Raw genomic sequence first — 25,229 nt, 5'->3', positions numbered from 1 at the left:
GGGGGCTTGCCCGCGGAACGGCGTGAGAGCGCTCTCAGGGCGTCGGCAACGTAGAACCCCTGAAACGACCGTGTCAATGGATTGAACACAAGCAGGAGTTGAGCACGCGTCTCGTCCGTTACGCCTTCGAGCCTTGACGGATCACCCTTGGCGCGGGCACGCTCCCCCCGCAGGCTTGAGAGCGCTCTCAGATCCTGTGGACACGCTCGGGCGCTCTCAGACGTTCCGCTCGTTCCGGAGCCAAGGAGGCTTCCCATGCCCATCGCCCGAGCCGCCAGGAGAACCGCCGTCCGCTGGGGGGCGGTCGTGCTCACCGGGGCACTGCTCACCGCCTGCGGAAGTTCGACGGACGGCGCGTCCGGGGACGGCGCCGGGGGCGAGGTCACGATCACCGTGGACCTCTTCGGCTCGTTCGGCTACAAGGAGGCCGGCCTCTACGCGGAGTACGAGAAGCTCCACCCCGGCGTCACGATCAAGCAGACGGACACCGAGGACGAGGCCGACTACTGGAAGTCCCTCCAGACCCGGCTCGTCGGCGGAGCGGGCCTCGCCGACGTCCAGGGCATCGAGGTCGGCCGGATCGCCTCCGTCACCCAGCAGCAGGCCGAACGCTTCGAGGACCTCAGGACGTACGGCGCGGACGGCCTCAAGGACCAGTTCGCCCCCGCCAAGTGGTCCGCCGCCACCGGCAAGGGAGGCGAGGTCCTCGGACTCGGCACGGACGTCGGCCCGGAGGCCCTGTGCTACCGCACCGACCTCCTCGCGAAGGCCGGGCTGCCGACCGACCGCGGGGAACTCGCGAAGAAGTGGGCCACCTGGGACGGATACCTGGACCTCGGGAAGCAGTACAAGGCCAAGGCACCGGGCAAGAGCGCGTGGATCGACAGCGTCGGCAGCCTGTACTCGATCATGATCGGGCAGGAGAAGGAGCGGTACTACGACACCTCCGGAAAGCTGATCTGGGAGGACAACCCCGCCCTGCGGACCGCCTGGGACCACGCCGTCGAGGCCGCGCAGGGAGGCCTGAGCGCCAAGCTCGACCAGTGGTCCCCGCAGTGGAACCAGGCCTTCGCCGCCGGCTCCTTCGCCACGATCCCCTGCCCCGCGTGGATGCTCGGCTACATCAAGGGCCAGGCCGGCGAGGCGGGCAAGGGCACGTGGGACGTCGCCCCGCTCCCCGGCGGCGCCGGCAACTGGGGCGGCTCCTACCTGGCCGTGCCCCGGGCCGCGAAGCACAAGAAGGAGGCGTACGAGCTGATCAAGTGGCTCACGGCGCCCGAGCAGCAGACCCGGCTCTTCGAGAAGCAGGGCAACTTCCCCTCGGCCACGGGCGCGATCGAGAAGGTCGCCGGCGCGAAGGACGCCTACTTCTCCGGCGCCCCGATCGGGAAGATCTTCGGCGACGCGGCCAAGGCGGCACCGGTCCAGGTGCTCGGGGTCCACGACCAGAACATCGCCCAGCAGATCACCAACGCGCTGAGCGAGGTCGAACGCAAGGGCACCTCGCCCGAGCAGGCCTGGTCGAACGCGCGGAAGGGCGTCGAGAACACCATCGGCTGACGCGGGCGCCGGGCTCCGTCCCGCGGAGCCCCGCCCCTCCCCCGCCGTCCCGCTCCGCACTCACACCGAAGGGCCGCATGGTGACCCTCACCGCACCTCAGGCGCCGGCTCCCCCGCGCGTCGTCCCGCCGCCCCGGCCGGGGGCCGTGCGCCGGGCCTGGCGGACGGCCTCGCCGTACGCCTACCTCGCCCCGTTCTTCACGCTGTTCGCCGCGTTCGGCCTGTTCCCGCTGCTCTACACGGCCTACGTCTCGCTCTACCGGGTCGAGCTCCAGACCCCCGGCGCCATGGAATGGCGCGGCCTCGGCAACTACACCGCGCTCCTCGGCGACACGTACTTCTGGGTCGCGCTGCGCAACACCTTCACCATCGGCGTCCTGTCCACCGTGCCCCAGCTGGTCATGGCCCTCGGCCTGGCACACCTGCTGAACTACCGCATGCGCGGCCGGACCTTCCTGCGGACGGCGGTCCTGCTGCCGTACGCGACCTCGGTCGCCGCCGCCACCCTCGTCTTCGCCCAGCTCTTCGGACGCGACTTCGGACTGGTCAACTACGCGCTCGGCCTCGTCGGCGTCGACCCCGTCGACTGGCAGAACGACACCGTCGCCTCGCAGATCGCCGTGTCCACGGTCGTCATCTGGCGCTGGACCGGCTACAACGCGCTGATCTACCTGGCCGGCATGCAGTCCATCCCCGACGAGCTGTACGAGGCGGCCGCCATGGACGGGGCCTCGCGGTGGCGGCAGTTCCTCCACGTCACGCTCCCGGGACTGCGGCCCACGATCCTCTTCACCGTCGTCGTCTCCACCATCGGGGCGACCCAGCTGTTCGGCGAGCCGCTGCTCCTCGAAGGCTCGATCTCGGGCGGCATCTCCCACCAGTACCAGACCCTCGGCCTCTATCTGTACGAGCAGGGCTGGGGCTACTTCCACCTCGGGCGGGCGGCGGCCATCGCCTGGGTGATGTTCCTGCTCATCGTGGTGCTCGTCGGGCTCAACGCCCTGATGGCGCGCCGCCGTTCACGCAAGGAGGCCGGCCGATGACCGCGCTCGTCCGCCCGGCACGCAGCGGACCCGCGCGGGCGGGCCGCACCCTGCACGCGGGACCGCTCGCCTACGCCGTCCTGGTCGTCGCCGTGCTGATCTCCGCCTTCCCCTTCTACTGGACGGTCGTCGCCGCGAGCCGCTCCAACGCCGACCTGGCGAAGGTCCCGCCGGCCCTGCTGCCGGGACCGCACCTGATGCGCAACTTCGAGGCGGTCCTCGAAGAGGCCGACATCGGCAAGGCGCTGCTCAACTCGCTGCTCGTGTCCGGGTCGATCACCCTCGGCACCGTGCTGTGCTGCACGCTCGCCGGTTTCGCCTTCGCGAAGCTCCGCTTCCGGGGGCGGGGCGCGCTGCTCGCGGTCACCGTCGGCACCATGATGATCCCGCCGCAGCTCGGTGTGATCCCGCTCTTCATGCTGATCGCCGAACTCGGCTGGGTGAACCAGCTCCAGTCGGTGATCCTCCCCGGTCTGGTGTCGGCGTTCGGGGTGTTCTTCATGCGGCAGTACCTGGTGCAGTCGCTGCCGGACGAGCTGATCGAGGCGGCCCGGGTCGACGGCGCGTCCACCGCCAGGATCTTCTGGTCGATCGTGGTGCCGATCGCCCGGCCCGGCATGGCCGTGCTCGGTCTGCTGACCTTCATGGCCGCGTGGAACGACTTCTTTTGGCCCGTCGTCGCGCTCTCCTCCTCCGAACCCACCGTCCAGGTCGCGCTGCGCCAGCTCGGCGGCGGCTACGTCCACGACCAGTCCGTGATCATGGCCGGCACCCTGCTGGGCACGCTGCCGGTGCTGCTGGTCTTCGGTCTCCTCGGCCGGCAGATCGTCGGCGGCATCATGCAGGGAGCGGTCAAGGGCTGACGCCCGCCCCCCCCTCTCGCCCTCCTCCTCTCCTGTCCTCTCACTCCAGGGAGTTGTTCACCCATGACCGCCCTCGACACCCGCTCCGGAACCACGGCCGCCCTCCGCTTCCCCGAGGGCTTCCGCTGGGGCACGGCCACCGCCGCGTACCAGATCGAGGGAGCCGCGGCCGAGGACGGCCGCACCCCCTCCATCTGGGACACCTTCAGCCGGACGCCCGGCAAGGTCCGCAACGGCGACACCGGCGACATCGCCGCCGACCACTACCACCGGGTCGACGAGGACGTCGCCCTGATGCGGCGGCTCGGGGTCACCGACTACCGGTTCTCGGTCTCCTGGCCGCGGGTCCAGCCCACCGGGCGCGGCCCGGCCGTCCGCAAGGGCCTGGACTTCTACCGGCGGCTCGCCGACACGCTCCTCGACGCCGGTGTGCGGCCGGTGGTGACGCTCTACCACTGGGACCTGCCGCAGGAGCTGGAGGACGCGGGGGGCTGGCCGCACCGGGAGACGGCGTACCGCTTCGCCGAGTACGCGGGGATCATGGCGGAGGCCCTCGGAGACCGGGTCGCCACCTGGACCACGCTCAACGAGCCCTGGTGCGCGGCGTTCCTGGGCTACGGCAACGGGGTGCACGCGCCGGGCCGGACCAGCGACCTCGCCGCGCTGCGCGCCGCGCACCACCTGAACCTGGCGCACGGCCTCGGGGCGCGGGCGCTGCGCGGGGCGCTGCCCGGTTCGGCGGAGGTGTCGCTGACCCTCAACCTCCATGCCGTACGGGCGCTTTCGCAGGCCCCGGAGGACCTGGACGCGGCCCGCCGGATCGACGCGGTCGGCAACCGGATCTTCCTCGACCCGGTGTTCCACGGGCGGCTCCCGGAGGACCTGGTCCGCGACACGGCGTCCGTCACCGACTGGTCGTTCGTCCGCGACGGGGACCTGGCGGCGGCGGCCGCGCCGATCGACTCCCTGGGCATCAACTACTACTCGCCGGCGGTCGTCGCGGCGGGGAACTCGGAGTCCCCGTCGCCCTGGGCGGGGGCCGAGCGGCACGTACGGTTCGAGCCGGCGCCCGGGCCGCGCACGGCCATGGACTGGCCGGTGGACGCGGACGGGCTGTACGAGCTGCTGGTCAGGCTGCGGGACGAGCTGCCGGGCGTCCCGCTGGTCATCACCGAGAACGGCGCGGCGTACGACGACTACGCGGACCCGTCGGGGAACGTGAAGGACCCGGAGCGGGTGGCGTACCTGCGCGCGCACCTGGCGGCGGTGCACCGGGCGCTGGCGGACGGCGCCGATGTGCGGGGCTACTTCCTGTGGTCGCTGCTCGACAACTTCGAGTGGGCGTACGGCTACAGCAAGCGGTTCGGCATCGTGCACGTGGACTTCGCGACGCAGCGGCGGACCCTGAAGGACAGTGCGCGGTGGTACGCGGACGTCATCGCCCGGGGCGGCCTCGGCGAGGCCTGAGACCGCCCGGACGCCCCTTCTCCGGGCTCCGACGACGGGCGCCAGGAACCGGTGGGCGGCTCCGCTCGTCCTGCTCGGTGTACGGGTGGCCCGGCACGGCGGCCGGGTGCCGGAGGACGTCGGGGACAAGGAGTGCCGGTGGCGGTCACGCTCGCGGAGGAGATCATGCTGCTGTCCCTGGACGACGTGTCGGGGGCGGCCAGGGAACGGCAGTCCGCGGCGTGGGCCGTCGCGGGCGGCATCCTGCTCGATCTCGTCCTGGCGGAGCGGGTGACCGTCGAGGAGGGCCGCCTCAGGGTGACGGACGGGACACCGACCGAGGAACCGCTCCTCGACGAGCGCCTGCGGCGGATCGCCGAGTGGGCGGGCCGGAGGCGCAGGGACCCCAAGGTCACCGAGTGGTTGACGAAGGACCAGGCCAAGACCGTCGGCGCCACGACGGAGAGCCTGCGGGCACGCGGTCTGGTCCGGGCGGAGCAGCACAGGGTCCTGGGCCTCTTCCCCGTCACCCGCTACCCGGAGGCGGACGGCACCACGGAGCGGGAGCTCAGGAGCCGGCTGCGGGCGGTGGTCCTGGACGGTGCCGAGCCCGACGCCCGCACCGCGGGTCTCCTCGCCCTCGTCCACGGCGCGAAGCTCCACCGTCTGGCCTTCCCCGACGTTCCCCGGAAGGAGATCGCCCCGCGCCTGGACGAGATCGCCGCCGGCCAGTGGGCGGCCGAGGGCGTGCGTCAGGCCGTCCGCGACATGCAGGCCGCCATGGTCGCGGTCATGACCGTCACGGTGCTGACGGCCACGACCTGACGGTCAGGAGGCGTTCGGGCCCACGTCCGTGGAGGTGAGGGGACGGCGGACCGGGGCCAGCGTGGAGTACTCGTCGGCGCCGACGTCACGGGCGGTGCCCCGGGCGTGGCCGTCGATGTCCTCCGGGACCGGCGTCGTGGTGAGGGTCGCGGCGCCGATCGCGGGGCTGCCCGCCGCGAGCCGGTGGACGCCGTCCGTGGACGGCGTGAGACGCGGGTCGACGCGGGTGTAGCCGGCGTTGGGGAGGGTGCCGTCGGCGGCCGCGCCCCAGAGGATGTTGCCCTGCCAGAGGAAGCCGGTGTTCGCGCCCAGGGAGACGAGGGTGCCGCTGTCGCCGACGATCAGGTTGTCGGCGACGACCACGTCACGCGGCTCGAAGGCGCGGGTCTCGCCCGAGAGCGAACTCTTGTTGGCGCGCAGGGTGTTGTGCACGATCACCGCACGGTCGCAGGCGTCGTTGCCGCGCCGCTCCTCGGTGCTCTCGCCCGCGTGGTGGTCGCGCGTGGTGCCGCTGCCGATGACGAGGGCCCGCCCGGTGAGACCGGCCAGGTGGTTGTTCACCACCAGGTGGTCGTTCCCGTACAGGCGGATGCCCTCCTTGCCGCCGAGGAGCCAGTTGCCCTCCACGGTGGAGCCGTTGCCGTGGCGCAGCACGATGCCGCCCTGGCTGTCGCGGATCGTGTTGTACCGGATGGTGTTGCCGGAGGACTTCACCGAGATCGCCTCGGGGTCGCCGTCGCACCGCTCGAACAGGTTGTACTCCACGAGCGCGTCGGCGCTGGACAGGGCCCGGCTGCTGACGCCGAGCCGGATCGACTCGCCGCCGTTGGAGCCCGTGTAGGCGTGGCCGGAGAAGTGGTTCCTGAGGACCTGGAGGCGCTGGGCCACGGCGGTCGTGCCGGGGCCGTCGACGACGAGGAAGATGCCCTGCGTGGTCCGGTCGTGGAAGTGGTTCCGGTCGATCTTGGCGTCGTCGCCCTCCACGAGGACCCAGTCGAGGCCGGCGACGTCCGCGAACCGGATGTCGTTACGGGTCAGGCGGACGCCCTTGCTGTCGGCGGGGATCTCCAGGGTGCCGCTCTGGCGCAGCGCGAAGCCGCTGATGGTGACGGAGCTCGCGCCGTCGAGGACGAAGCTGCGCTCGCCGTTCAGCACGGCGCCGCCCCTGGTCTGCGAGACGATCGTGATGCCGGTGCGCCCGGAGACGTCGATGGCGCCGCCCGGGGGCACGGTGTACGTGCCGTCGGCGACGACGATCCGGTCGCCGGGGACCGCGCGGTCGATCGCGCCCTGCAGCGCGCTCAGCGAGGTGACCGGTGCCGGTTCCGCCGCGTGGGCGCCGGTGGCGAGCAGGGTGTCGAGCGGGACGGCGGCCGCCGCCGCGCCGAGCAGCGAGCCCTTGAGGAAGGTACGTCGTCGCATGGTGCCTCCTGGGAGAAGGGGGGGTGTCGTCGTGCCGCGCCGTGCGCACGGGCGGCCGTGCCGGCGGGTCGCCGAGGCTGCCCTGACCTGCCGGGTCCGGTGCGGGCCCCCACGGCCCGCACCGGACCCCGACCGGTCGGCGCCGGACCCCGAGGGGGCGGCGACGGGGGTCCGACCGGTCAGCGCCGGGGCCGCACGTGCGGCTCCCGGGCGGCAGCACCGGGGCGGCGGCCGCCGGGGCGCCCGCCTCCGTCCCTCCGGTTCCGGTCCGGTCCCGGGGACGGGTCGGCCGACCCGCCGGACGGATGGTCACGCCGCCCCGGCCTGCCGACACGCACCACCCTGCCCGCAGCCGCTCACGTCTCGCTCACGTTCCGCTAACGCCGGGGCGGGAGCGGGCCGGTGCGAACGGCTTCCGGTCCGCCGCCCGATCGGGATCCAGGCCACCGCCGTGCCCTCCGCCCGGCTGCGGGCCCGCTTTCCCGCCACCCTGAACGGCGCTGCGTACGGGCAGTCATGTGATCGACGTGTACGTCAGCGCCGCCGGGCGTCTCGTCGTCCTCGTCGACGGGGCCCAGGTCATCGACGTGGCGGTGGCGCTGCCGCCGAACGTGCGGATCGGTTTCTCGGGAGCCACCGGCGGTTTGACAGACCGTCACGCGGTGACGGGTGTACGGATCGGGTACTGAGGTACCCTGCTCGCCCTTCGCGGGACGCACCCCGACCCCTTCAGTGAAGCGAGCGATCACAGATGACCGAGCTGAGCCGGATGTACGTGGACGCGTGCCTGCGCGGGGACGGCGGGCTCGCCACGGCCGTGGCGCGGGCCGAGCTGCCGCCGGCCTTCGAGGAGGCCTGGCGGCCGCACCTGCTCCCCCGCCCCTGGTTCGTCCCGGCCGCGGAGACGGCCGCGTTCGCACGGGATCTGGAGGGTCTCTTCGGTCTCCTCCTGTCGCTGCCGGAGCGGCTGTTCGGCGGGGACGTCGAGCGGTACGCGGCGGAGATCGGGCTCGAACCGCCGCTGGTGGCGCTGCTCCGCCGGGCCGGATCGGGCGTCCCCGCCAAGCTGGGCCGCGCCGACGCCTACTACGACGGCTCGGGGTTCAAGCTCCTGGAGCTCAACCTCGGCAGCGAGATCGGCGGCGTCGACATGGCCGTCCTCAACCAGGCGCTGCTGCGGGTCCCCGAGTTCGGGAGCTTCGCGGGCGAACAGGGCCTCGGCCATGTGGACATCGCCGCGCGGCTCGCCGCCGTGCTGCGCGACCGGGCCCGCCCCGCGCTGTCCGGTGCGACGGAACCGGTGATCGGGCTCATCGAGGGGCGCGGCGGCATCGGGCCGTACGGCAGGCTGATGCGTGCCACCCAGGAGGCGATGGCGGAGCAGGGCCTCGACCTGCGGATCGGCGAGATCGACGACGTACGCGCGCGTGCCGACGGAAAACTCACCCTGGACGGCACGCCGCTCGACCTGGTGCTGCGGAACTTCGCGGCGAGCCAGCTGCTCGACGACCCGGCGGGACCCGAGGTGGCGGAGCCGTTCTTCCGCGCCCACGAGGCGGGCAGGACCGTGCTGTTCACGTCGCTGGAGAGCGGCCTGTACTCCCACAAGAGCGCCCTCGCCCTGCTGTCCGACCCGGGCCACGCGGACGCCTTCGACGCGAGCGAGCGGGACCTGGTGGAGCGGATCCTGCCGTGGAGCCGGGCGCTGCGCGCCTCAGGGCCCGCCGGGTCGGCCCGAGCGGCCGAGCTGACCGCGCTCTGCCGGGAACGGCGGGAGCGGCTGATCCTCAAGCCCGGGGCGGGGTACGGCGGTCTGGACACGTTCGTGGGCTGGGAGAGCACCGACGCCGACTGGGCGAAGGCCGTGGACCTCGCGGTCGAGCGCGGCGGCTACGTGGCGCAGGAGCGGGTCGAGCCGCACCCCGAGCCCGTGTACGACCCCGTGACGGGAACCGTGGACGACTGGGTCGCGGCGCTGGGCTTCTTCCTCACCGACGACGGCTACGCGGGCGCGCACGCGCGGGTCAACCGGGCGGACGGCGGCGCGATCGTCGGGATGAGCAGCAACCCCGACACCCGTATGGTCGGGGTCTTCACGCACCCGTGACGGGGCCGGAGGCGCCCCCGGCGGCCCGCATGCCCCTGGCCCGGGCGGCCTTCGACGCCGCGTCGGAGCCGAGCAGGTCGAGGAGTGCGCGGGCACGCGCCGGCTGGGAGGAGACGGCCAGGACGCCTCCGCCGAACGTGGAGGTGATCGCGGTGTCACCGGGCAGGGGGCCGGCGACGGTGACGCCCGGCAGGTCCATCAGCTCGCTGTGCTGCTGAAAGGCCAGGTCCGCCCGGCCGGACGACAGCAGGCTGCCGGCGGGCACGCCCGGTGGCGCCTGGACGAGCCGGTCCCGCAGCACGTCGGCGAGGTCGAGTCGGGTGATCAGATCGACGAGGGCGGAACCGCTGGGGCCCGTGGAGTAGGCGATCGTCCTCGCCGACCGCAGCGCGGCGCGCAGATCGGATTCGGAGCGCAGCGGAGGGACCGGCGTCCCCTCGGGAACGGCGGCGACGACCTCCGAGACCCACAGGGGGCGCACCGTGTCGCCGAGGACGTGCCCCTGCTCGGCCAGCCCGGCCAGCGCCCCTTCGGCCAGCACGAGCACATCGGACTCGGCGCCGTCGCGCACCCGCCTCGCGATCTCGACGCCGCCCGCGGAGTCGAAGCGCACCGTGAGCCCGTGGGCGAGCCGGATGTGCGCGGTGAGTTCGGCGAGTACGGGGCGCGTCGCCATCGAGGACAGCCCGGAGATCTCTCGGTCCACGTCTTCTCGTCTCCTCATCGGTGTGCGGCAGATCGTACGACGCGCGGTCGGACGCCTCGACGCGGGTCTGCGAGACTGACCGGGTGAGCACCACCCAGAGCACCGCGGCGGGAAAGGTCCTTCTGGTCCTGTCGGCCTTCGACCGCGAGCACCCGTCGCAGACCCTGTCGGACATCGCCCAGCGTACGGGTCTGGCGCTCAGTACCGCGCACCGCGTGGTGGCGGAACTGGCGGCGTGGGGAGCGCTGGAACGTGCCGAGGACGGGTCGTGGCACGTCGGGTTGAGGCTGTGGGAGATCGCCTCGGGATGCCCCCGCACGCAGATCCTGCGCGACGTGGCGCTGCCGTTCATGCAGGACCTCTACGAGGTGACGCACGAGAACATCCAGCTCGCGGTGCGCGAGGGCACGGAGCTCGTGTTCGTCGAGCGGATCGCCGGGCACCGGTCGGTGCACCTGCTGACGATGGTCGGGAGCCGGTTCCCCGTCGGCTCCACCGGAATGGGCCGGGTGCTGTTGGCGCACGCGCCGCGGGACATCCAGGAGGAGGTCCTCGCGTCGCCGCTGCGGGCCTGGACCCCGCACACGGTCACCGACCCGAAGACACTGCGCACCCAGCTGGACCGCATCCGCCGCGAGCAGGTCTTCGTCAGTGACCGCCAGCTGTCGGAGGACACGGTCGCGGTGGCCGCGCCCGTACGGATCGGCCGTGCCGGGCCCGTCGGCGCGGCTCTGGGGATCGTCGTCGCGGCGCGCAGCGCGAGCCGCGCGCGGGGGCTGCGGGAGCCGCTCCTCAGGGCCGTCCACGGCATCTCCGAGGAGCTCGGCCGGCGCGCGCGCACGGCGGGCTGACCTCCGAGGGACTTCGAGGGGCTTCGAGGGGCTTCGAGGGGCTGCTAGGCACTTCCGAGGCGCTTCCGCCTGACGGAAACGCCGGCGACCGGTCACCACTCCGGGTGTCAACGTTCGGGTTACCCGGAACGCTCGCACCCCCGCTGGAGATGCCATGGCCGATGCCCCCGTCGACACCGTCACCTCGGTGCCCGTCGCCGTAGTCGGCGCCGGCCCCGCCGGCCTGATGCTGGCCCACCGGCTCGGGCGGGCGGGGGTCGAGACGATCGTGCTCGACACCCGCACCCGGCACGAGATCGAGACGACGCAGCGGGCCGGCATCCTGGAGGCGGACGTCGCCCGGGACCTGGTCGAGACCGGCGTCTCCGACCGGATCCTGCGCGAGGGCCACGAGCACGAAGGCACCGAGATCCGGTTCGGCGGCCGGGCACACCGGATCCACTTCAAGGCGCTGGTGGGCGAGTCGGTGTGGCTCTATCCGCAGACCGACGTCTTCGTCGACCTGGCCGACGCGCGGGACCGGGACGGCGGCACGGTCCACTTCGGCATCAGGGACACCGACGTCCTCGACGTCACCACCGACGCCCCGCGGGTCCGCTACACCGCCGCCGACGGCTCCCGGCACGAGATCCACGCGCGGTACGTGGTCGGCGCCGACGGCTCCCGCAGCATGTGCCGCAACCTGATCCCCGAGGAGCGGCGGGTGCGGTACGGCAAGGAGTACCCCTTCGCCTGGTTCGGCATCATGGCCGAGGCCCCGCGCAGCGCCCCCGAGCTGGTCTACGCCCACTCCGACCACGGCTTCGCGCTGATCAGCCAGCGGACCGAGACCGTGCAGCGGATGTACTTCCAGTGCGACCCCGACGAGTCCGTCGACGCGTGGCCGGACGACCGGATCTGGGAGACGCTCCAGGCCCGGGTGGCCGGCGAGGACGGCTTCCGCCTCGCCGAGGGCCCGGTGCGGGAGAAGGCGGTGCTGCGGTTCCGCTCGTTCGTGCAGGAGCCGATGCGCTGGGGCTCGATGGTGCTCGCGGGAGACGCGGCGCACACGGTGCCGCCGACCGGCGCCCGCGGGCTCAACCTCGCCCTGCACGACGTGAAGGTGCTCGCCGGTGTCCTCCTGCGGGCGCTCGGCGGCGAGGGCGAGGCCGCGCTCGACGCCTACCAGCCGCAGGCCTTGCAGCGGATCTGGCGGGCGCAGAACTTCTCCCACTGGCTGACCGAGCTGCTGCACACGCCGCCCGGTGCCTCGCCGTTCGACCGGCGCCGCCGGCTCGGCGAACTCGACAACGTGGTGGGCACGCGCGCCGGACGCACCTACCTCGCCGAGCAGTACACCGGCTGGCCCGTCAGCGCCCGGCGCTGACGGCCGACGACTCCCAGGAGCACCTCCATGATCATCGACTGCCATGGTCACTTCACCACCGCGCCGCCGCAGTTGGGCCGGTGGCGCGACCGTCAGATCGCGGCGGCCGAGGGCCGCGGCCCCGTCCCGGACCCCGACGAGCTGGTCATCACCGACGACGAGCTGCGGCAGGCGATCGAGGACAACCAGCTGCGGCTCATGAACGAGCGCGGCAGCGACCTCACGGTCTTCTCCCCGCGCGCCAGCTTCATGGCCCACCACATCGGGGACTTCACGGTGTCCTCGGTGTGGGCGAGGATCTGCAACGACCTGGTCCACCGCGTCAGCACGCTCTACCCCGACCGCTTCGCGATGGGCGCCATGCTGCCGCAGTCGCCGGGCGTCGCCCCCGCGACCTGCCTGCCCGAGCTGCGCCGCGCGGTCGAGGAGCTCGGGGCGGTCACCGTCAACCTCAACCCCGACCCGTCCGGCGGCCGGTGGACCGCGCCGCCGCTGACGGACCGGGGCTGGTATCCGCTCTACGAGGCGATGGTCGCGTACGACATCCCCGCGATGATCCACGTCAGCACCTCCTGCAACCCGGCGTTCCACACCACCGGCGCCCACTACCTCAACGCCGACACCACGGCGTTCATGCAGCTGCTCCAGGGCGACCTGTTCGCGGACTTCCCGACGCTGCGGTTCGTGATCCCGCACGGCGGTGGCGCCGTCCCGTACCACTGGGGCCGCTTCCGCGGCCTCGCCATGGCGCTCGGCCGGCCGGAGCCCGAGACCCTCCTCGACAACGTCTTCCTCGACACCTGCGTCTACCACCAGCCCGGCATCGACCTGCTCACGCGGGTCGTCCCCAGCCGGTCCGTCCTCTTCGCCAGCGAGATGATCGGCGCGGTCCGCGACATCGACCCGCACAGCGGTCATCACTTCGACGACACGAAGCGGTACGTCGACGCCACCCCGCACCTCTCCGACGAGGAGCGCGTCGCCGTGTACTCCGGCAACGCCCTGCGCGTCTACCCCCGACTCGCCGCCCGCCTCGCCGCGTCCGGCCGCTGACCCCAGGAGAAGCACCCATGGAACACACCGAACTCGGCGTCGTCCACACGAAGATCGACCGGGCCGACCCCGAGGCCGTCGCGGAGCTGGCCCAGTACGGCGTCGCGACGATCCACGAGGCCATGGGCCGGGTGGGGCTGATGCGCCCCTACCTGCGCCCCGCCTACCCGCGGGCGCGGATGTGCGGCACGGCCGTGACCGCGCTCCTCCAGCCCGGCGACAACTGGATGCTCCACGTCGCCGCCGAGCAGATCCAGGACGGCGACGTCGTCGTCGCGGCCTGCACGACGGAGAGCGAGGACGGGTTCTTCGGCGAGCTGCTCGCCACGTCGTTCCGCGCCCGCGGCTGCCGGGGTCTGGTGATCGACGGAGGCGTCCGCGACGTCACCGACCTGGAGAGGATGGACTTCCCCGTCTTCTCCCGCGCGATCAACGCCAAGGGCACCGTCAAGGCCACCCTGGGCTCCGTCAACGTGCCCGTGGTCTGCGGCAACGCCCTCGTGCGCCCCGGTGACGTGATCGTCGCCGACGCCGACGGCGTCGTCGTCGTGCCGCGCGGGCGGGCCGCCGAGGTGGCCGCCGCGTCCGCCGTCCGCGAGGCCGGCGAGGAGGGCAAGCGGGCGCAGTTCCGCGCGGGCCGGCTCGGCCTGGACCTGTACGACATGCGCGGCCCGCTGGCCGAGCTCGGCCTGCGGTACGAGGACTGAGGATGACGGCCTTCGAGAAGACCCCGGGCTGGCTGGACTGGTACGCCGGCCCGAGCCGGCCGCGGTTCCGGCTCCCCTCCGGCGCCGTCGACGCGCACTGCCACGTCTTCGGACCGGGCGCCGCGTTCCCGTACGCGCCCGAGCGCAAGTACACGCCGTGCGACGCGTCCAAGGACCAGCTCTTCGCGCTGCGCGACCACCTCGGCTTCGCCCGGAACGTCGTGGTGCAGGCGACCTGCCACGGCGCCGACAACACCGCCATGGTCGACGCCCTGCGGGCCTCGGGCGGGCTGGCCCGGGGCGTCGCGACGCTGCGCCCCGACGTCACCGACGCCCAGGTGCGGGAGCTGCACGAGGCGGGCGTCCGCGGGGTGCGGTTCAACTTCGTCAAGCGCCTCGTGGACACGGCGCCGCGGCAGGACCTGCTGGACGTCGTCGAGAGGATCGCGCCGTACGGCTGGCACGTCGTCGTCTACTTCGAGGCGGCGGACCTCCCGGACCTGCGGGAGTTCCTGCTGTCGATCCCCGTCCCGCTGGTCGTCGACCACATGGGGCGGCCGGACACCGCGAAGGACCCGGAAGGGCCCGACTTCGAGGCGTTCCTGGACTTCCTGCGGGCCCGCCCGGACATCTGGTGCAAGGTGACGTGCCCGGAACGCCTCTCGCTGACCGGTCCGCCCGCGCTCGGCGGGGAGCGGAACGCCTACCAGGACGTGGTCCCCTTCGCCCGGCGGGTCGTCGAGGAGTTCCCCGACCAGGTCCTGTGGGGCACCGACTGGCCGCACCCCAACCTCACCGCTCACATGCCCGACGACGGCCTGCTCGTCGACTTCCTCCCGCACATAGCCCCGACCCCGGTGCTGCGGCACAGGCTGCTCGTCGACAACCCGATGCGCCTGTACTGGCCCGACGCCGACTGACCCTCCCCCGATTGGAGCCCCAGCATGTCGCTGGACAAGACCTACAAGCTGGTTCCGGGGACGACCGTCTTCGATTCCGAGCAGTCGGCCAAGGGCTATCACCTGAACCAGTTCTGCATGTCGCTGATGACGGCGGAGAACCGCGCGAGCTACCTCGCCGACGAGCGCGCCTACCTGGACGCCTGGCCGCTGCGGGAGGAGCAGAAGCAGGCGCTGCTCGACCGCGACCTGAACGCGGCGATGCGCGAGGGCGGGAACATCTACTTCCTCGCGAAGTGGGGTGCCACGCTGGGCTTCTCGTTCCAGCAGATGGCGGGCTCGATGACCGGGATGACCGAGGAGGAGTACCGCGCCATGATGGTCGGCGGCGGGCGCTCGGTCGACGGCAACCGCATCGACCACGCCGTCCTGGAGGCGGCACACGCCGATCCGACGCCCCCCGCCGAGCACGCCGTGATCACCGGCGCGGTCTTCACCTCCCACGTGCCGGCGATCGGCGCGGCAATGGATCACGGGAAGACCGAAGAGCCGTACTGGCGACCGGTCTTCGAGGGGTACGAGTACTCCAGGCAGTGGGAGCGGGAGAACCTCCCCGACGTGATCTTCCTGGTCTACAACGACCACGCCTCCGCCTTCGACCAGTCCCTGGTCCCCACCTTCGTCCTCGGGACCGGCGCTGCCTTCCCCACCGCCGACGAGGGGTACGGGCCCCGCCCCGTGCCCGGCGTCGAGGGCGACCCGGATCTGGCCGCGCACATCGCGCACTCGCTCATCAGGGACGACTTCGACCTCACCCTCGCGAACGAGCTGACGGTCGACCACGGCCTCACCGTCCCGCTGTCGCTGATGTTCGGCGACACCGGGACGTGGCCGTGCAGGGTGATCCCCTTCCACGTCAACGTGGTGCAGTACCCCGTCCCCTCGGGCGCCCGCTGTTTCGAGCTCGGCCGCGCGCTGCGCAGGGCCGTCGAGTCGTACGACCGCCCGCTCAAGGTGCAGGTGTGGGGCACCGGCGGAATGAGCCACCAGCTCCAGGGCCCGCGCGCCGGCCTCATCAACCGGGAGTGGGACAACGCCTTCCTCGACCGGCTGGTCGAGGACCCCGCCGGCCTCGCGACGGTGCCGCACCTGGAGTACGTCGAGGAGGCGGGCTCGGAGGGCATAGAGCTGGTCATGTGGCTGATCGCCCGGGGCGCGTTGAGCGACGTCGACGGCTCCGGCGAGGTCGAGGTCAAGCACCGCTTCTACCATGTGCCGGCGTCCAACACGGCCGTCGGACACCTGATCCTGGAAAACCACCCCCGGGCCGAAGAGCCCGCCGTGAAGGAGTGACATGACCGACGACCGGACCCTACGGATCGCCCTCGCCGGCGGCGGCGCCTTCGGCGCCAAGCACGCGGCCGCGCTGAAGCGGATCGAGGGCGTCGAGGTGGCCGCCGTGGTGAGCAGCAGCCTCGAACGCGCGCAGAAGTTCGCCGCGGAGCAGGGCGTCGGGCGCGCCGTCGCCTCCCTGGACGAGGTGCTGGCGATGGACGACATCGACGCCGTCGTCCTCGCCACCCCCACGCAGCTGCACGCCTCGCAGACGCTGGCGGGCCTCGAAGCGGGCAAGCACGTCCAGGTCGAGATCCCGCTCGCCGACTCGCTCGCGGACGCCGAGGCCTGCCAGGCCGCGGCGGAGCGCACGGGCCTCGTGGCGATGGTGGGCCACACCCGCCGGTTCAACCCGAGCCACCAGTGGGTGCGGCAGCGGATCGACGCCGGCGAGTTCACCATCCAGCAGATGGACGTGCAGACTTACTTCTTCCGCCGGAAGAACCTCAACGCGCTCGGCCAGCCGCGCTCCTGGACCGACCACCTGCTGTGGCACCACGCGGCGCACACGGTCGACCTGTTCGCGTACCAGGCGGGTTCGCCGATCGTGCAGGCCAACGCCGTGCAGGGCCCCCTCCACCCCGAGCTGGGCATCGCGATGGACATGTCGATCCAGCTGCGGGCGGAGAACGGCGCCATCTGCACCCTGTCGCTGTCGTTCAACAACGACGGGCCGCTCGGTACGTTCTTCCGCTACATCGGCGACACCGGCACCTACCTCGCCCGGTACGACGACCTGTTCACCGGCAAGGAGGAGCCGATCGACGTCAGCGGCGTCGACGTGTCGATGGACGGCATCGAGCTCCAGGACCGCGAGTTCGTCGCCGCCATCCGCGAAGGCCGTGAGCCGAACTCCTCCATCGCCCAGGTACTGGCCTGCTACCGGACCCTGGCGGCGCTGGAGCAGCAGCTGAACGCGGTCGCGGGCTCGTGACCGCCACGTCGCGACCCGGCGCGGGGCTCGCCCCGCGCCGGGTCGGTCCGTTCGAGGTCCCGGCGATCGGCCTGGGCTGCATGAACCTGAGCCACGCGTACGGCGTCCCACCGGCCCCGGAGGCCGCCGAGGCACTGCTGCGGACGGCGCTGGAGGAGGGCATCACGCTCTTCGACACCGCCGCCCTCTACGGCTTCGGCGCGAACGAGGAGCTGGTCGGCCGGGTCCTGGCCCCGCACCGGGACCGGATCGTGCTGGCCGGCAAGTGCGGGATGACCGGGGTCGACGGCCGGCGCGTCATCGACGGGCGTCCGGAGACCCTCCGGCGCACCGTGGACGAGTCGCTGTCCCGGCTGCGCACCGATGTCATAGACCTGTGCTACCTGCACCGGGTGGACCGTCAGGTCCCCGTGGAGGAGAGCTTCGGGGCGATGGCGGACCTGGTCGCGGCGGGGAAGGTGCGCGCGCTCGGGCTCTCGGAGGTCTCCGCGGCGACGCTGCGCAGGGCGCACGCCGTGCACCCGGTCGCCGCCCTGCAGAACGAGTACAGCCTCTGGTCGCGCAACCCGGAGCAGGGCACTCTGGCGGCGGCCCGTGAGCTCGGCGTCGCCCTGGTGGCCTTCAGCCCGCTGGCCCGCGGCTTCCTCACCTCGGCGCCCCCGGACCCCGGTGGTCTTCCCGCCGGGGACATCCGCCGGGGCATGCCCCGCTTCGACGCCCACCACTACCCGGCCAATCTGGCGCTGCGGCTGGAGTTGGAGAGGATCGCCGGCGACGCGGGCCTCGGCCTCGCGCAACTGGCCCTCGCCTGGGTCGTCTCCCGGGGCTCCCACGTCCTCGCGATCCCCGGCACGCGGTCGGTCGCCCATCTGCGGGAGAACCTGTCCGTGATCGACCTCGACGTACCCGGCGAGGCTCTCGACGCGGCGGACCGGGTGCTGAACGCCACCACCGTCCACGGGGCACGCTACGACGAGTCCACGCTCGCCGAGATCGACACCGAGCGCTGCGGCCGGGCGGGCTGACGCACACGACGAGGGGCGGTACCGGCCACAAGGCCGGTACCGCCCCTCGTCGTCGTGTCGTCCGGCGGGCGGGGTCCTCGTCGCCCCGCCCGCCGCAGCGGCCCGCGGCAAGCCTCCGCCCGTGCGGTAGGCGGAGGCTCCCCCCGTGCGGGCCCGACAGGTGGTCGTGTCAGGCGTAGTGGCGGTACACGGCCTCGGCGACGCAGGCCGGCTTCTCGTTGCCCTCGACCTCGACGGTGAACGTCAGGGGCATCTGCACGCCGTTGCCCTTGACCTCCTCCACCGTGCCGACGACGCCGTGGAGGCGGATCCTCGCGCCGACGGGGACGGGGCTGGGGAAGCGGACCTTCTCCAGGCCGTAGTTGACGCTCATCTTGGTGCCGGTGATGGTGAGCAGCTCCCCGAAGAGCGGGATCATGAGGGAGAGGGTGAGGTAGCCGTGGGCGATGGGGCCGCCGAAGGGGCCGTCCTTGGCCTTCTCCGGGTCGGTGTGGATCCACTGGTGGTCGTCGGTGGCGTCGGCGAAGGTGTTCACCCGGTCCTGGGTGATCTCCAGCCAGCGCGTGCGGCCGAGGTCGGCTCCGCTGAGGGACGTGAGTTCGTCGAGGCCGTTGGCGGTCGTGGACATGGGAGGTCCTTTCGATGGCGGGAGCGGTTCGCTCCCGGCTCTGTTACGGGTGGGGGCGCTCGGCGGGACCGGTGGCGTAGGCCTCGCGTACGGCGGGCTTGATGACCTTCCCGGAGGGCGTACGGGGCAGTGCCCGGGTCACGACGAGCGACTTGGGGATCTTGTACTTGGCGAGCCGGCCCCGGAGGTGGCCGAGGATGTCGTCCTGGTCGGCGTCGGCCCCGGGCCTCAGGACGACGACGGCGCGGCCGACCTCGCCCCAGACCGGGTCCGGCACGCCGATGACCGCGCACTCGGCGACGGCGGGGTGGTCGAGGACCGCGTCCTCCACCTCGGCCGGGTAGACGTTCTCCCCGCCCGAGACGAACATGTCCTTGGCCCGGTCGACGATGTAGGCGAAGCCCTCGGCGTCGGTCCGGGCGATGTCGCCGGTGCGCAGCCAGCGGCCGTCGGTGAAGGCGGCCTCGGTGTCCTCGGGCCGTCCCCAGTAGCCGGTCATGACGTGGGGGCCGTGGACGAGGACCTCGCCGCGCTCCTCCGGGCCCACGTCGCGGCCGTCGGGCCCGACGAGGCGGGTGTCGGTGAAGAAGTGGGGGACGCCGGCGGAGCCCGCCTTGTCGGAGGTCCGTTCCCTGTCCAGGAACAGGACGCCGGGGGACGCCTCGGTCATGCCGTACCCCTGGCTGAAGGCCAGGCCGCGGTCGAGGTACGTGGCGATGGTGCGGGCGGGCACGGGGGCGCCGCCGCAGTTGAGGGTGCGCAGGCTCGACAGGTCGGCCGTCGCCCAGCCGGGCCGGGCGGCGATGGCGTCGTACATGGTGGGGACGCCGAACATGTACGTCACCCCCAGGTCCTCGACGAGACGCAGGACGCGTGCGGGGTCGAAGGCTCCGAGGAGGACCACGCGGCCGCCCTTGAGGAGGGTCGGCAGGCAGGTCATGTTGAGGCTGCCGGTGTGGAACAGCGGGGCGACGACGAGGGTGACCTCGTCGCCGGACAGGTCGGTGTCGACGAGGACGTTGACGCTGTTCCAGGTGATGTTGGCGTGCGAGAGGACGGCTCCCTTGGGGCGGCCCGTGGTGCCGGAGGTGTACATGATCATGCATGGGTCCTCGGGTGCCACGGCCTCGTCCAGCGGGTCGGTCCCGGCGCCGGCGAGCAGTTCCTCGTAGCCGAGGCCGCCCTCCTCGTCGGGGCCGGCGAGGGCGATCCTGTGCCGCACCTCCGCCTCGGCCGCCGAGGCGAGGGCCGCGGCGGCCTGCTCGGGCGCGTGGACGAGGACGCCGCTGCCCGAGTCGGCCAGGTTGTAGGCCAGCTCCGGCGCCGCGAGCCGGGTGTTGAGCGGGACGAAGACCGCCCCCAGCGCCCCGGCGGCGAACAGGGTCTCCAGGAACGCCGGGTGGTTGGGGCCGAGGTACGCGACCCGGTCGCCCCGCGCCACGCCGAGAGCGCGCAGGGCGTGGGCGAGGCGCAGGACGCGCTCGTTCAGCTCGCGGTAGGTCAGGGCGCGGTCCTCGTGGACGACGGCGACCCGGTCGGGCGTCTTGCGGGCCCTGCGCGCGGGCCAGGAGCCGATGCCTTGGTTCCACATGGTCGTCCCTTTCAGTCCGCCGTCAGACCCAGGAGGTGCGCGGCGTTCCCCTTGAGGATCTTCGGCCGGACCTCGGGCCTGATGTCGAGCTTCTCGAAGTCGGCGAGCCACCGGTCGGGGGTGATGACGGGGTAGTCGGAGCCGAACAGCACCTTGTCCTTGAGCAGGGTGTTGGCGTACCGGACGAGCTGCGGGGGGAAGTACTTCGGGGACCAGCCGGACAGGTCGATGTAGACGTGCGGCTTGTGGGTGGCCACCGCGAGGGCCTCGTCCTGCCAGGGGAAGGACGGGTGGGCCAGGATGATCCGCAGCTCGGGGAAGTCGACGGCCACGTCGTCGACCAGCATCGGGTTCGAGTACTTCAGCCGGATGCCGCCGCCGCCCGGGACGCCGGCGCCGATGCCCGTCTGGCCGGTGTGGAAGAGCGCGGGCACACCGAGCTCCTCGATGGCCTCGTACAGGGGGTAGGCGAGCCGGTCGTTCGGGGCGAACGCCTGGATGCTCGGGTGGAACTTGAAGCCGCGGACGCCGTGCTCCTCGACCAGGCGCCGGGCCTCCCGCACGCCCGCGCGTCCCTTGTGCGGGTCGATGCTCGCGAAGGGGATGAGCGCGTCGGCGTGGGCGGCGCAGCTCTCGGCGATCTCCTCGTTGGAGATCCGCGGGTGGCCGGTGGCGTGCTCGGCGTCGACGGTGAACACCACGGCCGCCATGCGGCGTTCGCGGTAGTGGTCGGCCATCTCGTCGATGGTCGGCTGCCGGTGGCCGTGGGCCTTGAAGTACTCCTCGGAGGCTCCGAGGAGTTCCGGGCTCAGCGCCCCGTGGCCGTCCTTGGAGATCTCCGCGTGCGTGTGGACGTCGATGGCCGTGAGCCGGTCGAGGTCGAGCGCGAGGTCGCCCATGTCACGCCACCGGGGCCTGGGGCGCGGGGATGCCGTAGGTCTCGGGCTCGGCCCCGACGCCGTCCGGCCACTCGGCGGCGATGGCGTCGCCGGTCCAGCCGCCGTCGGCGAAGGCGACGGCCTTCTCCTTGGGGTGGGCCCACAGGGCGAGCCGGTCGCCGCCGATGCCGATGGCCTGGCCGGTCACCCCGTCGGAGTCGTCCGAGGCCAGGAAGGTGATCAGGGCGGCGACGTCCTCGACGGTGCCGAGGCCTTCGTCCTTGCGCAGCCAGTCCGGCAGCGGCTTGCCGGTGCGCTCGGACTCCTCGATGACCGGGGCGAAGGCCGGGATGGTCTTGGTCATCTCGGTGGCCGCCACCGGGACGACGGCGTTGACGGTGATGCCGGCGCGGCCCAGCTCCATGGCCCAGGTGCGGGCCATGGCGACGATGCCGGCCTTGGCGGCGGCGTAGTTGGTCTGGCCGAAGTTGCCTCGCTGGCCGGCCGGGGAGGAGATGAGGACCAGCCGGCCGCCGGTGCCCTGCTCGCGCATGCGGACGGCGGCGGCGCGGGCGCAGGTGAAGGTGCCGCGCAGATGGACGCGGACCACGTCGTCGAAGTCCTCGTCGGTCATCTTCCACAGCACGCGGTCGCGCAGGATGCCGGCGTTGGTGACGAGCGCGTCCAGGCGTCCGAACTCCCGCACCGCCGCGTCCACCAGCTCCTGCGCGGCGGCGCTGTCGCCCACCGCTGCGACGACGCCGGTCGCCCGGCCCCCCTCGGCGGTGATGGCGGCGACGGCGTCGTCGACGACGGCCTGGTCGACGTCGTTGACGACGACCGCGGCGCCGGCCGCGGCGAGAGCCTGGGCGTAGGCCAGTCCGAGGCCGCGTCCGCTGCCGGTGACGACGGCGACCTTGCCGTGAAGATCCATGAGAGGTGCCTCTCGTAAGGGGGTTGAGGGGGTATGCCGAAGTCCCGGCACGAGCCGGCGATCGACAGGATTCCTGATGAATGCCAGTCTGGGCATCATCAGGATTCCTGTCAATGTTCTAGGCTGAGGGGTGCCGTCACCCCGGCGGCATCCGGTTCGGGAGCGGGACGACCACCCCGGGCGCACTGTCACCACGGGAGGACGAACGTGAGCACCTCACTGCTCTACCTGCTCAAGAGGACGGAGCTGGCGGTACGGGCCCGCCTCGAGGAACTGGTCAGGCCCGCCGGGATCACGGCCCTGCAGTACACCGCCCTGACGGTGCTGGAGCGGCACGACGGCGTCTCCGCCGCACAGCTCGCCCGCGACTCCTTCGTGACCGCCCAGTCGATGGCCGACATGGTCCGCGCCCTGGAGAGCCGGGGCCTGATCCGCCGCGAGCCCAACCCCGCGAACCGGCGCGAGCGGTTGATCCTGCTCGCCGACCCGGGCCGGCGACTGCTGGCCGAGTACGCCGGGCCGGCCCGCGCCCTGGAGGAGCGCATGGTCGCGGGCCTGAGCGCCGAGGAGGTCGACGTGCTCAGGGAGGCCCTGGTCGGGGCGTGGCGTTCCCTGGCCTGAGGGCCCTTCTCCGCGGCCACGACCCCGCCGGGAGCGGGGCGCACGGCGGTCGCGCCCGAGCGGGGACGTGCGGTGGTACGGGTCAGCTGTCGAAGCCGAGACCGAAGCGGTCGAGGGTGCGGAGCCAGAGGTTGCGCCGCCCCTCGTTCAGGTCGGCGCGCGCCATGGACCACTTGGTGATGCCGATGCCGAGGGAACGGACGGGCTCGGGCGGGAACGGCAGCGGCTTGCGGCGCACGAGGTCCAGGCCGGTCCGCTCCGTGGGCTCGCCGGCCAGGAGGTCGAGCATCACCTCGGCGCCGAAGCGGCTGGCGCCGACGCCGAGGCCCGTGTAGCCGGCGGCGTAGGCGACCTTGCCCCGATGACACGTGTCGAAGAAGACGCAGAAGCGTGTGCTGGTGTCGATGGCCCCGCCCCAGGCGTGACTGAACCGAACCCCTTCCAGCTGCGGAAACGTCGTGAAGAAGTGCTCCGCCAGCGTCGCGTACGTCTCGGGCCTGCGGTCGTGCTCGGCGCGGACCGGGCCGCCGTGGTGGACGGCGTCGTACCCGCCCCAGAGGATGCGGTTGTCGGCGGAGAGCCGGACGTAGTGGAACTGGTTGGCGCAGTCCGCGAAGCCCTGGCGGTTCTTCCACCCGACGGAGGCGAGCTGCTTCTCGGTGAGCGGCTCGGTCATCAGCGCGTAGTCGTACACGGGGACGGTGTACGGGCGGTGGCGCCGGAGCAGGGACGGATGGGCGTTGGTGGCGAGCGCGACGCGGCGGGCGGTGATCCGGCCGTAGGGGGTGCCGACGGCGATGACGGCGCCGTGCTCGTCGAGGGAGGTCGCGGGGGTGTGTTCGTGGACGCGGACGCCGAGGTCGAGGCAGGCGCGCTTGAGTCCCCAGGCGAGCCGGGCCGGGTTGACCATGGCGACGTCGTCCTTGTTCCAGACGCCGCCGAGGAAGGTCGGGGAGTCGATCTCGGCGCGGACCGCCTCGGCGTCGAGCAGGAGCGGCGCGCCGCCGTGGCGGGCGGCGGCCTCGGCCTCCTCGGCGAGGCCGTCGAGCTGGTAGCGCTCGGTGGCGACGACGAGCGAGCCGGTGCGCTCCCAGTCGCAGTCGATGCCGTGGCGTTCGATCGCGTCCTCGATCGCCTGGAGGTTCTCCCGGCCGAGGCGCTCCAGGAGACCGATCTCGTCGGGCCAGCGCTGGAGGCCGTTCGCCAGGCCGTGGGTGAGGCTGGACTCGCAGAAGCCGCCGTTGCGGCCCGAGGCGGCGCCGCCGACCTCGTCGGCCTCCACGAGCACGACGTCGGCGGAGGGGTCGCGCTCCTTGGCGACGAGTGCGGTCCACAGGCCCGTGTAGCCGCCGCCGACCACGAGGAGGTCACAGGTGGTGCCGCCGACGAGGGCGGGGGCGGGCCGCGGCCGGCGGGGGTCGTCGAGCCAGAACGGGGTGTGGTCGACGTCCCGGAGCGAGCTGAGGTGGTCCATGGGTGTTCCTTCGGGGTCGCGGAGACGCCCGGGCGCGGGAAGCCTCCGAAGTGCCGCCATGAGACTCCGCAGCGCGGAACAAGGTCAATGGTGTTGACGTAAGCGGTTCACCCTTCCGGGCCCGGCTCCGGCCGCAGGGCCGCGACCGCGTTCAGCATCAGTTCCAGGGCGAAGGGGTAGCCGCTGTCGCGCATGTCGGCCGCCAGGAGGGGAAAGGTCGCGGCGACGTTCGGGTGGGTGTCGCGCGACAGCTTGCCGTACACCGCCTGCCAGACCTCCGCCTCCTTCTCCTGGGCGGCCGGCGGCAGGGCGCGCGCCGCGGCGTCCTGCGCCGCGAAGGCGAGGGCCTGGTCCACGAAGGCGTGGTAGATCCGGACGGCGAGGTCGTCCGGGAATCCGGCGGAGCGCAGGACGCCGAGGATCCGCTCGACGGCCCGGGTCTCGTAGTGCCGCCCGGTGGTCCGGTGCGCCGCGAGCGCCGCCGCCTGCGGGTAGTCCTGGTAGCAGCCGTGGATGCGGAGGCCCAGGTCACGAAGGTCGACCCGCCAGTCTCCCGTGGCCTTCCAGCCCTCCTGCGCGCGGCCGATCATCTCGTCGGCGACGGCGAGGAGCAGCGCGTCCGTATTGCGGAAGTAGCGGTAGAGGGCCGTGGGGTCGGCGCCGAGCGCGGCGCCCAGTCTCCGTACCGAGAGGGCTTCCGCGCCGTGCTGCGCGATCAGGCGCAGCGCGGTGTCGACGATGAGCCGCTCCGAGAGGACGGCGCCCTGCTTGGTGGGGCGGCGGCGCTGCCGGCTGCCTTCGGGGACCACGCGTTCGGACATGGCCGGAACCTTACGTCAACACTATTGACGTGTAAACGGCCCGACGGCTTCCATGACGCCCACCAACCGACACCCACACG

24 protein-coding genes are annotated in these 25,229 nt (G+C 72.6%); 16 read left to right on the top strand and 8 right to left on the bottom strand.

The annotated features are described in order from the left end of the window. Window positions 1–255: 255 nt before the first annotated feature. The 5 genes from ABTY59_RS29890 to ABTY59_RS29870 all read left to right on the top strand — a co-directional run bounded on the left by ABTY59_RS29890 (window position 256) and on the right by ABTY59_RS29870 (window position 5,737). The gene (locus ABTY59_RS29890; protein WP_352022177.1) at window positions 256–1,560 is read left to right on the top strand and encodes an ABC transporter substrate-binding protein; all 1,305 of its coding nucleotides are present in this window, start codon (window positions 256–258) and stop codon (window positions 1,558–1,560) included. A 77-nt stretch (window positions 1,561–1,637) separates the two neighbouring features. Beyond that, on the top strand, window positions 1,638–2,603 hold the full coding sequence (locus ABTY59_RS29885; RefSeq protein ID WP_352022176.1) for a carbohydrate ABC transporter permease: 966 nt from the start codon (window positions 1,638–1,640) through the stop codon (window positions 2,601–2,603). Continuing rightward, complete coding sequence (locus ABTY59_RS29880; protein WP_352022175.1) at window positions 2,600–3,466, top strand: carbohydrate ABC transporter permease; 867 nt, start codon at window positions 2,600–2,602, stop codon at window positions 3,464–3,466. The genes ABTY59_RS29885 and ABTY59_RS29880 overlap by 4 nt, the downstream gene beginning before the upstream one ends. Before the next feature lie 63 nt (window positions 3,467–3,529). Further along, window positions 3,530–4,933, top strand: a complete 1,404-nt coding sequence (locus tag ABTY59_RS29875) for a GH1 family beta-glucosidase (RefSeq protein WP_352022174.1) — start codon at window positions 3,530–3,532, stop codon at window positions 4,931–4,933. Window positions 4,934–5,071: 138 nt separating this feature from the next. Continuing rightward, entirely contained in the window at window positions 5,072–5,737 is a 666-nt protein-coding gene (locus ABTY59_RS29870) for a GOLPH3/VPS74 family protein (protein ID WP_352022173.1), read from the top strand. A gap of 3 nt (window positions 5,738–5,740) precedes the next feature. Here the strand turns inward: ABTY59_RS29870 and ABTY59_RS29865 are convergent, their stop codons facing one another. Beyond that, window positions 5,741–7,159 (bottom strand): chondroitinase-B domain-containing protein, encoded by a 1,419-nt coding sequence (locus ABTY59_RS29865; RefSeq protein ID WP_352022172.1) that lies wholly within the window; start codon window positions 7,157–7,159, stop codon window positions 5,741–5,743. Between the two features lie 518 nt (window positions 7,160–7,677). Between ABTY59_RS29865 and ABTY59_RS29860 the strand changes: the two genes are divergently transcribed. Both ABTY59_RS29860 and ABTY59_RS29855 read left to right on the top strand, forming a co-directional pair. Continuing rightward, on the top strand, window positions 7,678–7,848 hold the full coding sequence (locus ABTY59_RS29860) for an L-type lectin family protein (protein WP_352022171.1): 171 nt from the start codon (window positions 7,678–7,680) through the stop codon (window positions 7,846–7,848). Between the two features lie 62 nt (window positions 7,849–7,910). After that, complete coding sequence (locus ABTY59_RS29855) at window positions 7,911–9,266, top strand: hypothetical protein (RefSeq protein ID WP_352022170.1); 1,356 nt, start codon at window positions 7,911–7,913, stop codon at window positions 9,264–9,266. Here ABTY59_RS29855 and ABTY59_RS29850 read toward each other — a convergent pair. After that, entirely contained in the window at window positions 9,253–9,972 is a 720-nt protein-coding gene (locus ABTY59_RS29850; protein ID WP_352022169.1) for a substrate-binding domain-containing protein, read from the bottom strand. The two genes, ABTY59_RS29855 and ABTY59_RS29850, sit on opposite strands and share 14 nt — an antisense overlap. Before the next feature lie 83 nt (window positions 9,973–10,055). Here ABTY59_RS29850 and ABTY59_RS29845 point away from each other — a divergent pair, with 83 nt between their 5' ends. From ABTY59_RS29845 to ABTY59_RS29810, 8 genes are all read left to right on the top strand, one after another. Then, complete coding sequence (locus tag ABTY59_RS29845; RefSeq protein ID WP_352022168.1) at window positions 10,056–10,823, top strand: IclR family transcriptional regulator; 768 nt, start codon at window positions 10,056–10,058, stop codon at window positions 10,821–10,823. Window positions 10,824–10,977: 154 nt separating this feature from the next. Then, complete coding sequence (locus ABTY59_RS29840; RefSeq protein WP_352022167.1) at window positions 10,978–12,189, top strand: 4-hydroxybenzoate 3-monooxygenase; 1,212 nt, start codon at window positions 10,978–10,980, stop codon at window positions 12,187–12,189. Between the two features lie 27 nt (window positions 12,190–12,216). Next, on the top strand, window positions 12,217–13,242 hold the full coding sequence (locus ABTY59_RS29835) for an amidohydrolase family protein (protein WP_352022166.1): 1,026 nt from the start codon (window positions 12,217–12,219) through the stop codon (window positions 13,240–13,242). Window positions 13,243–13,259: 17 nt separating this feature from the next. Continuing rightward, window positions 13,260–13,949, top strand: a complete 690-nt coding sequence (gene ligK, locus ABTY59_RS29830) for a 4-carboxy-4-hydroxy-2-oxoadipate aldolase/oxaloacetate decarboxylase (RefSeq protein ID WP_352022165.1) — start codon at window positions 13,260–13,262, stop codon at window positions 13,947–13,949. Window positions 13,950–13,951: 2 nt separating this feature from the next. Then, entirely contained in the window at window positions 13,952–14,869 is a 918-nt protein-coding gene (locus ABTY59_RS29825) for an amidohydrolase family protein (RefSeq protein WP_352022164.1), read from the top strand. 24 nt (window positions 14,870–14,893) lie between these two features. After that, window positions 14,894–16,201, top strand: a complete 1,308-nt coding sequence (ligA, locus tag ABTY59_RS29820; RefSeq protein WP_352022163.1) for a protocatechuate 4,5-dioxygenase subunit alpha — start codon at window positions 14,894–14,896, stop codon at window positions 16,199–16,201. A gap of 1 nt (window position 16,202) precedes the next feature. Then, window positions 16,203–17,177, top strand: a complete 975-nt coding sequence (locus ABTY59_RS29815; RefSeq protein WP_352022162.1) for a Gfo/Idh/MocA family oxidoreductase — start codon at window positions 16,203–16,205, stop codon at window positions 17,175–17,177. Continuing rightward, on the top strand, window positions 17,174–18,202 hold the full coding sequence (locus ABTY59_RS29810) for an aldo/keto reductase (protein ID WP_352022161.1): 1,029 nt from the start codon (window positions 17,174–17,176) through the stop codon (window positions 18,200–18,202). The genes ABTY59_RS29815 and ABTY59_RS29810 overlap by 4 nt, the downstream gene beginning before the upstream one ends. A 169-nt stretch (window positions 18,203–18,371) precedes the next feature. Here the strand turns inward: ABTY59_RS29810 and ABTY59_RS29805 are convergent, their stop codons facing one another. The 4 genes from ABTY59_RS29805 to ABTY59_RS29790 are packed head-to-tail and all read right to left on the bottom strand — an operon-like array spanning window position 18,372 to window position 22,233. Next, a complete protein-coding gene (locus ABTY59_RS29805) occupies window positions 18,372–18,830 on the bottom strand; it encodes a MaoC family dehydratase (protein ID WP_352022160.1) in 459 nt (152 codons plus the stop codon). Between the two features lie 43 nt (window positions 18,831–18,873). After that, the gene (locus ABTY59_RS29800) at window positions 18,874–20,421 is read right to left on the bottom strand and encodes an acyl-CoA synthetase (protein WP_352022159.1); all 1,548 of its coding nucleotides are present in this window, start codon (window positions 20,419–20,421) and stop codon (window positions 18,874–18,876) included. A gap of 11 nt (window positions 20,422–20,432) precedes the next feature. After that, window positions 20,433–21,320, bottom strand: a complete 888-nt coding sequence (locus ABTY59_RS29795; RefSeq protein WP_352022158.1) for an amidohydrolase family protein — start codon at window positions 21,318–21,320, stop codon at window positions 20,433–20,435. Window position 21,321: 1 nt separating this feature from the next. Continuing rightward, window positions 21,322–22,233, bottom strand: a complete 912-nt coding sequence (locus ABTY59_RS29790; RefSeq protein WP_352022157.1) for an SDR family oxidoreductase — start codon at window positions 22,231–22,233, stop codon at window positions 21,322–21,324. A 207-nt stretch (window positions 22,234–22,440) separates the two neighbouring features. On the opposite strand from ABTY59_RS29790, the gene ABTY59_RS29785 reads away from it, so the two are divergent. Beyond that, window positions 22,441–22,854, top strand: coding sequence for a MarR family winged helix-turn-helix transcriptional regulator (locus ABTY59_RS29785; RefSeq protein ID WP_352022156.1), 414 nt, complete (start codon window positions 22,441–22,443; stop codon window positions 22,852–22,854). A gap of 82 nt (window positions 22,855–22,936) precedes the next feature. Here the strand turns inward: ABTY59_RS29785 and ABTY59_RS29780 are convergent, their stop codons facing one another. Both ABTY59_RS29780 and ABTY59_RS29775 read right to left on the bottom strand, forming a co-directional pair. Beyond that, entirely contained in the window at window positions 22,937–24,328 is a 1,392-nt protein-coding gene (locus ABTY59_RS29780) for an NAD(P)/FAD-dependent oxidoreductase (protein WP_352022155.1), read from the bottom strand. Between the two features lie 107 nt (window positions 24,329–24,435). Then, complete coding sequence (locus tag ABTY59_RS29775) at window positions 24,436–25,149, bottom strand: TetR/AcrR family transcriptional regulator (protein ID WP_352022154.1); 714 nt, start codon at window positions 25,147–25,149, stop codon at window positions 24,436–24,438. Window positions 25,150–25,229: the final 80 nt, after the last annotated feature.

The organism is Streptomyces sp. NPDC096079 (genome assembly GCF_040303145.1).
GTDB lineage: Bacteria > Actinomycetota > Actinomycetes > Streptomycetales > Streptomycetaceae > Streptomyces.
The sequence above is the reverse complement of the archived record's forward strand: the minus strand, read 5'-3'. Positions and strand labels throughout refer to the sequence as shown.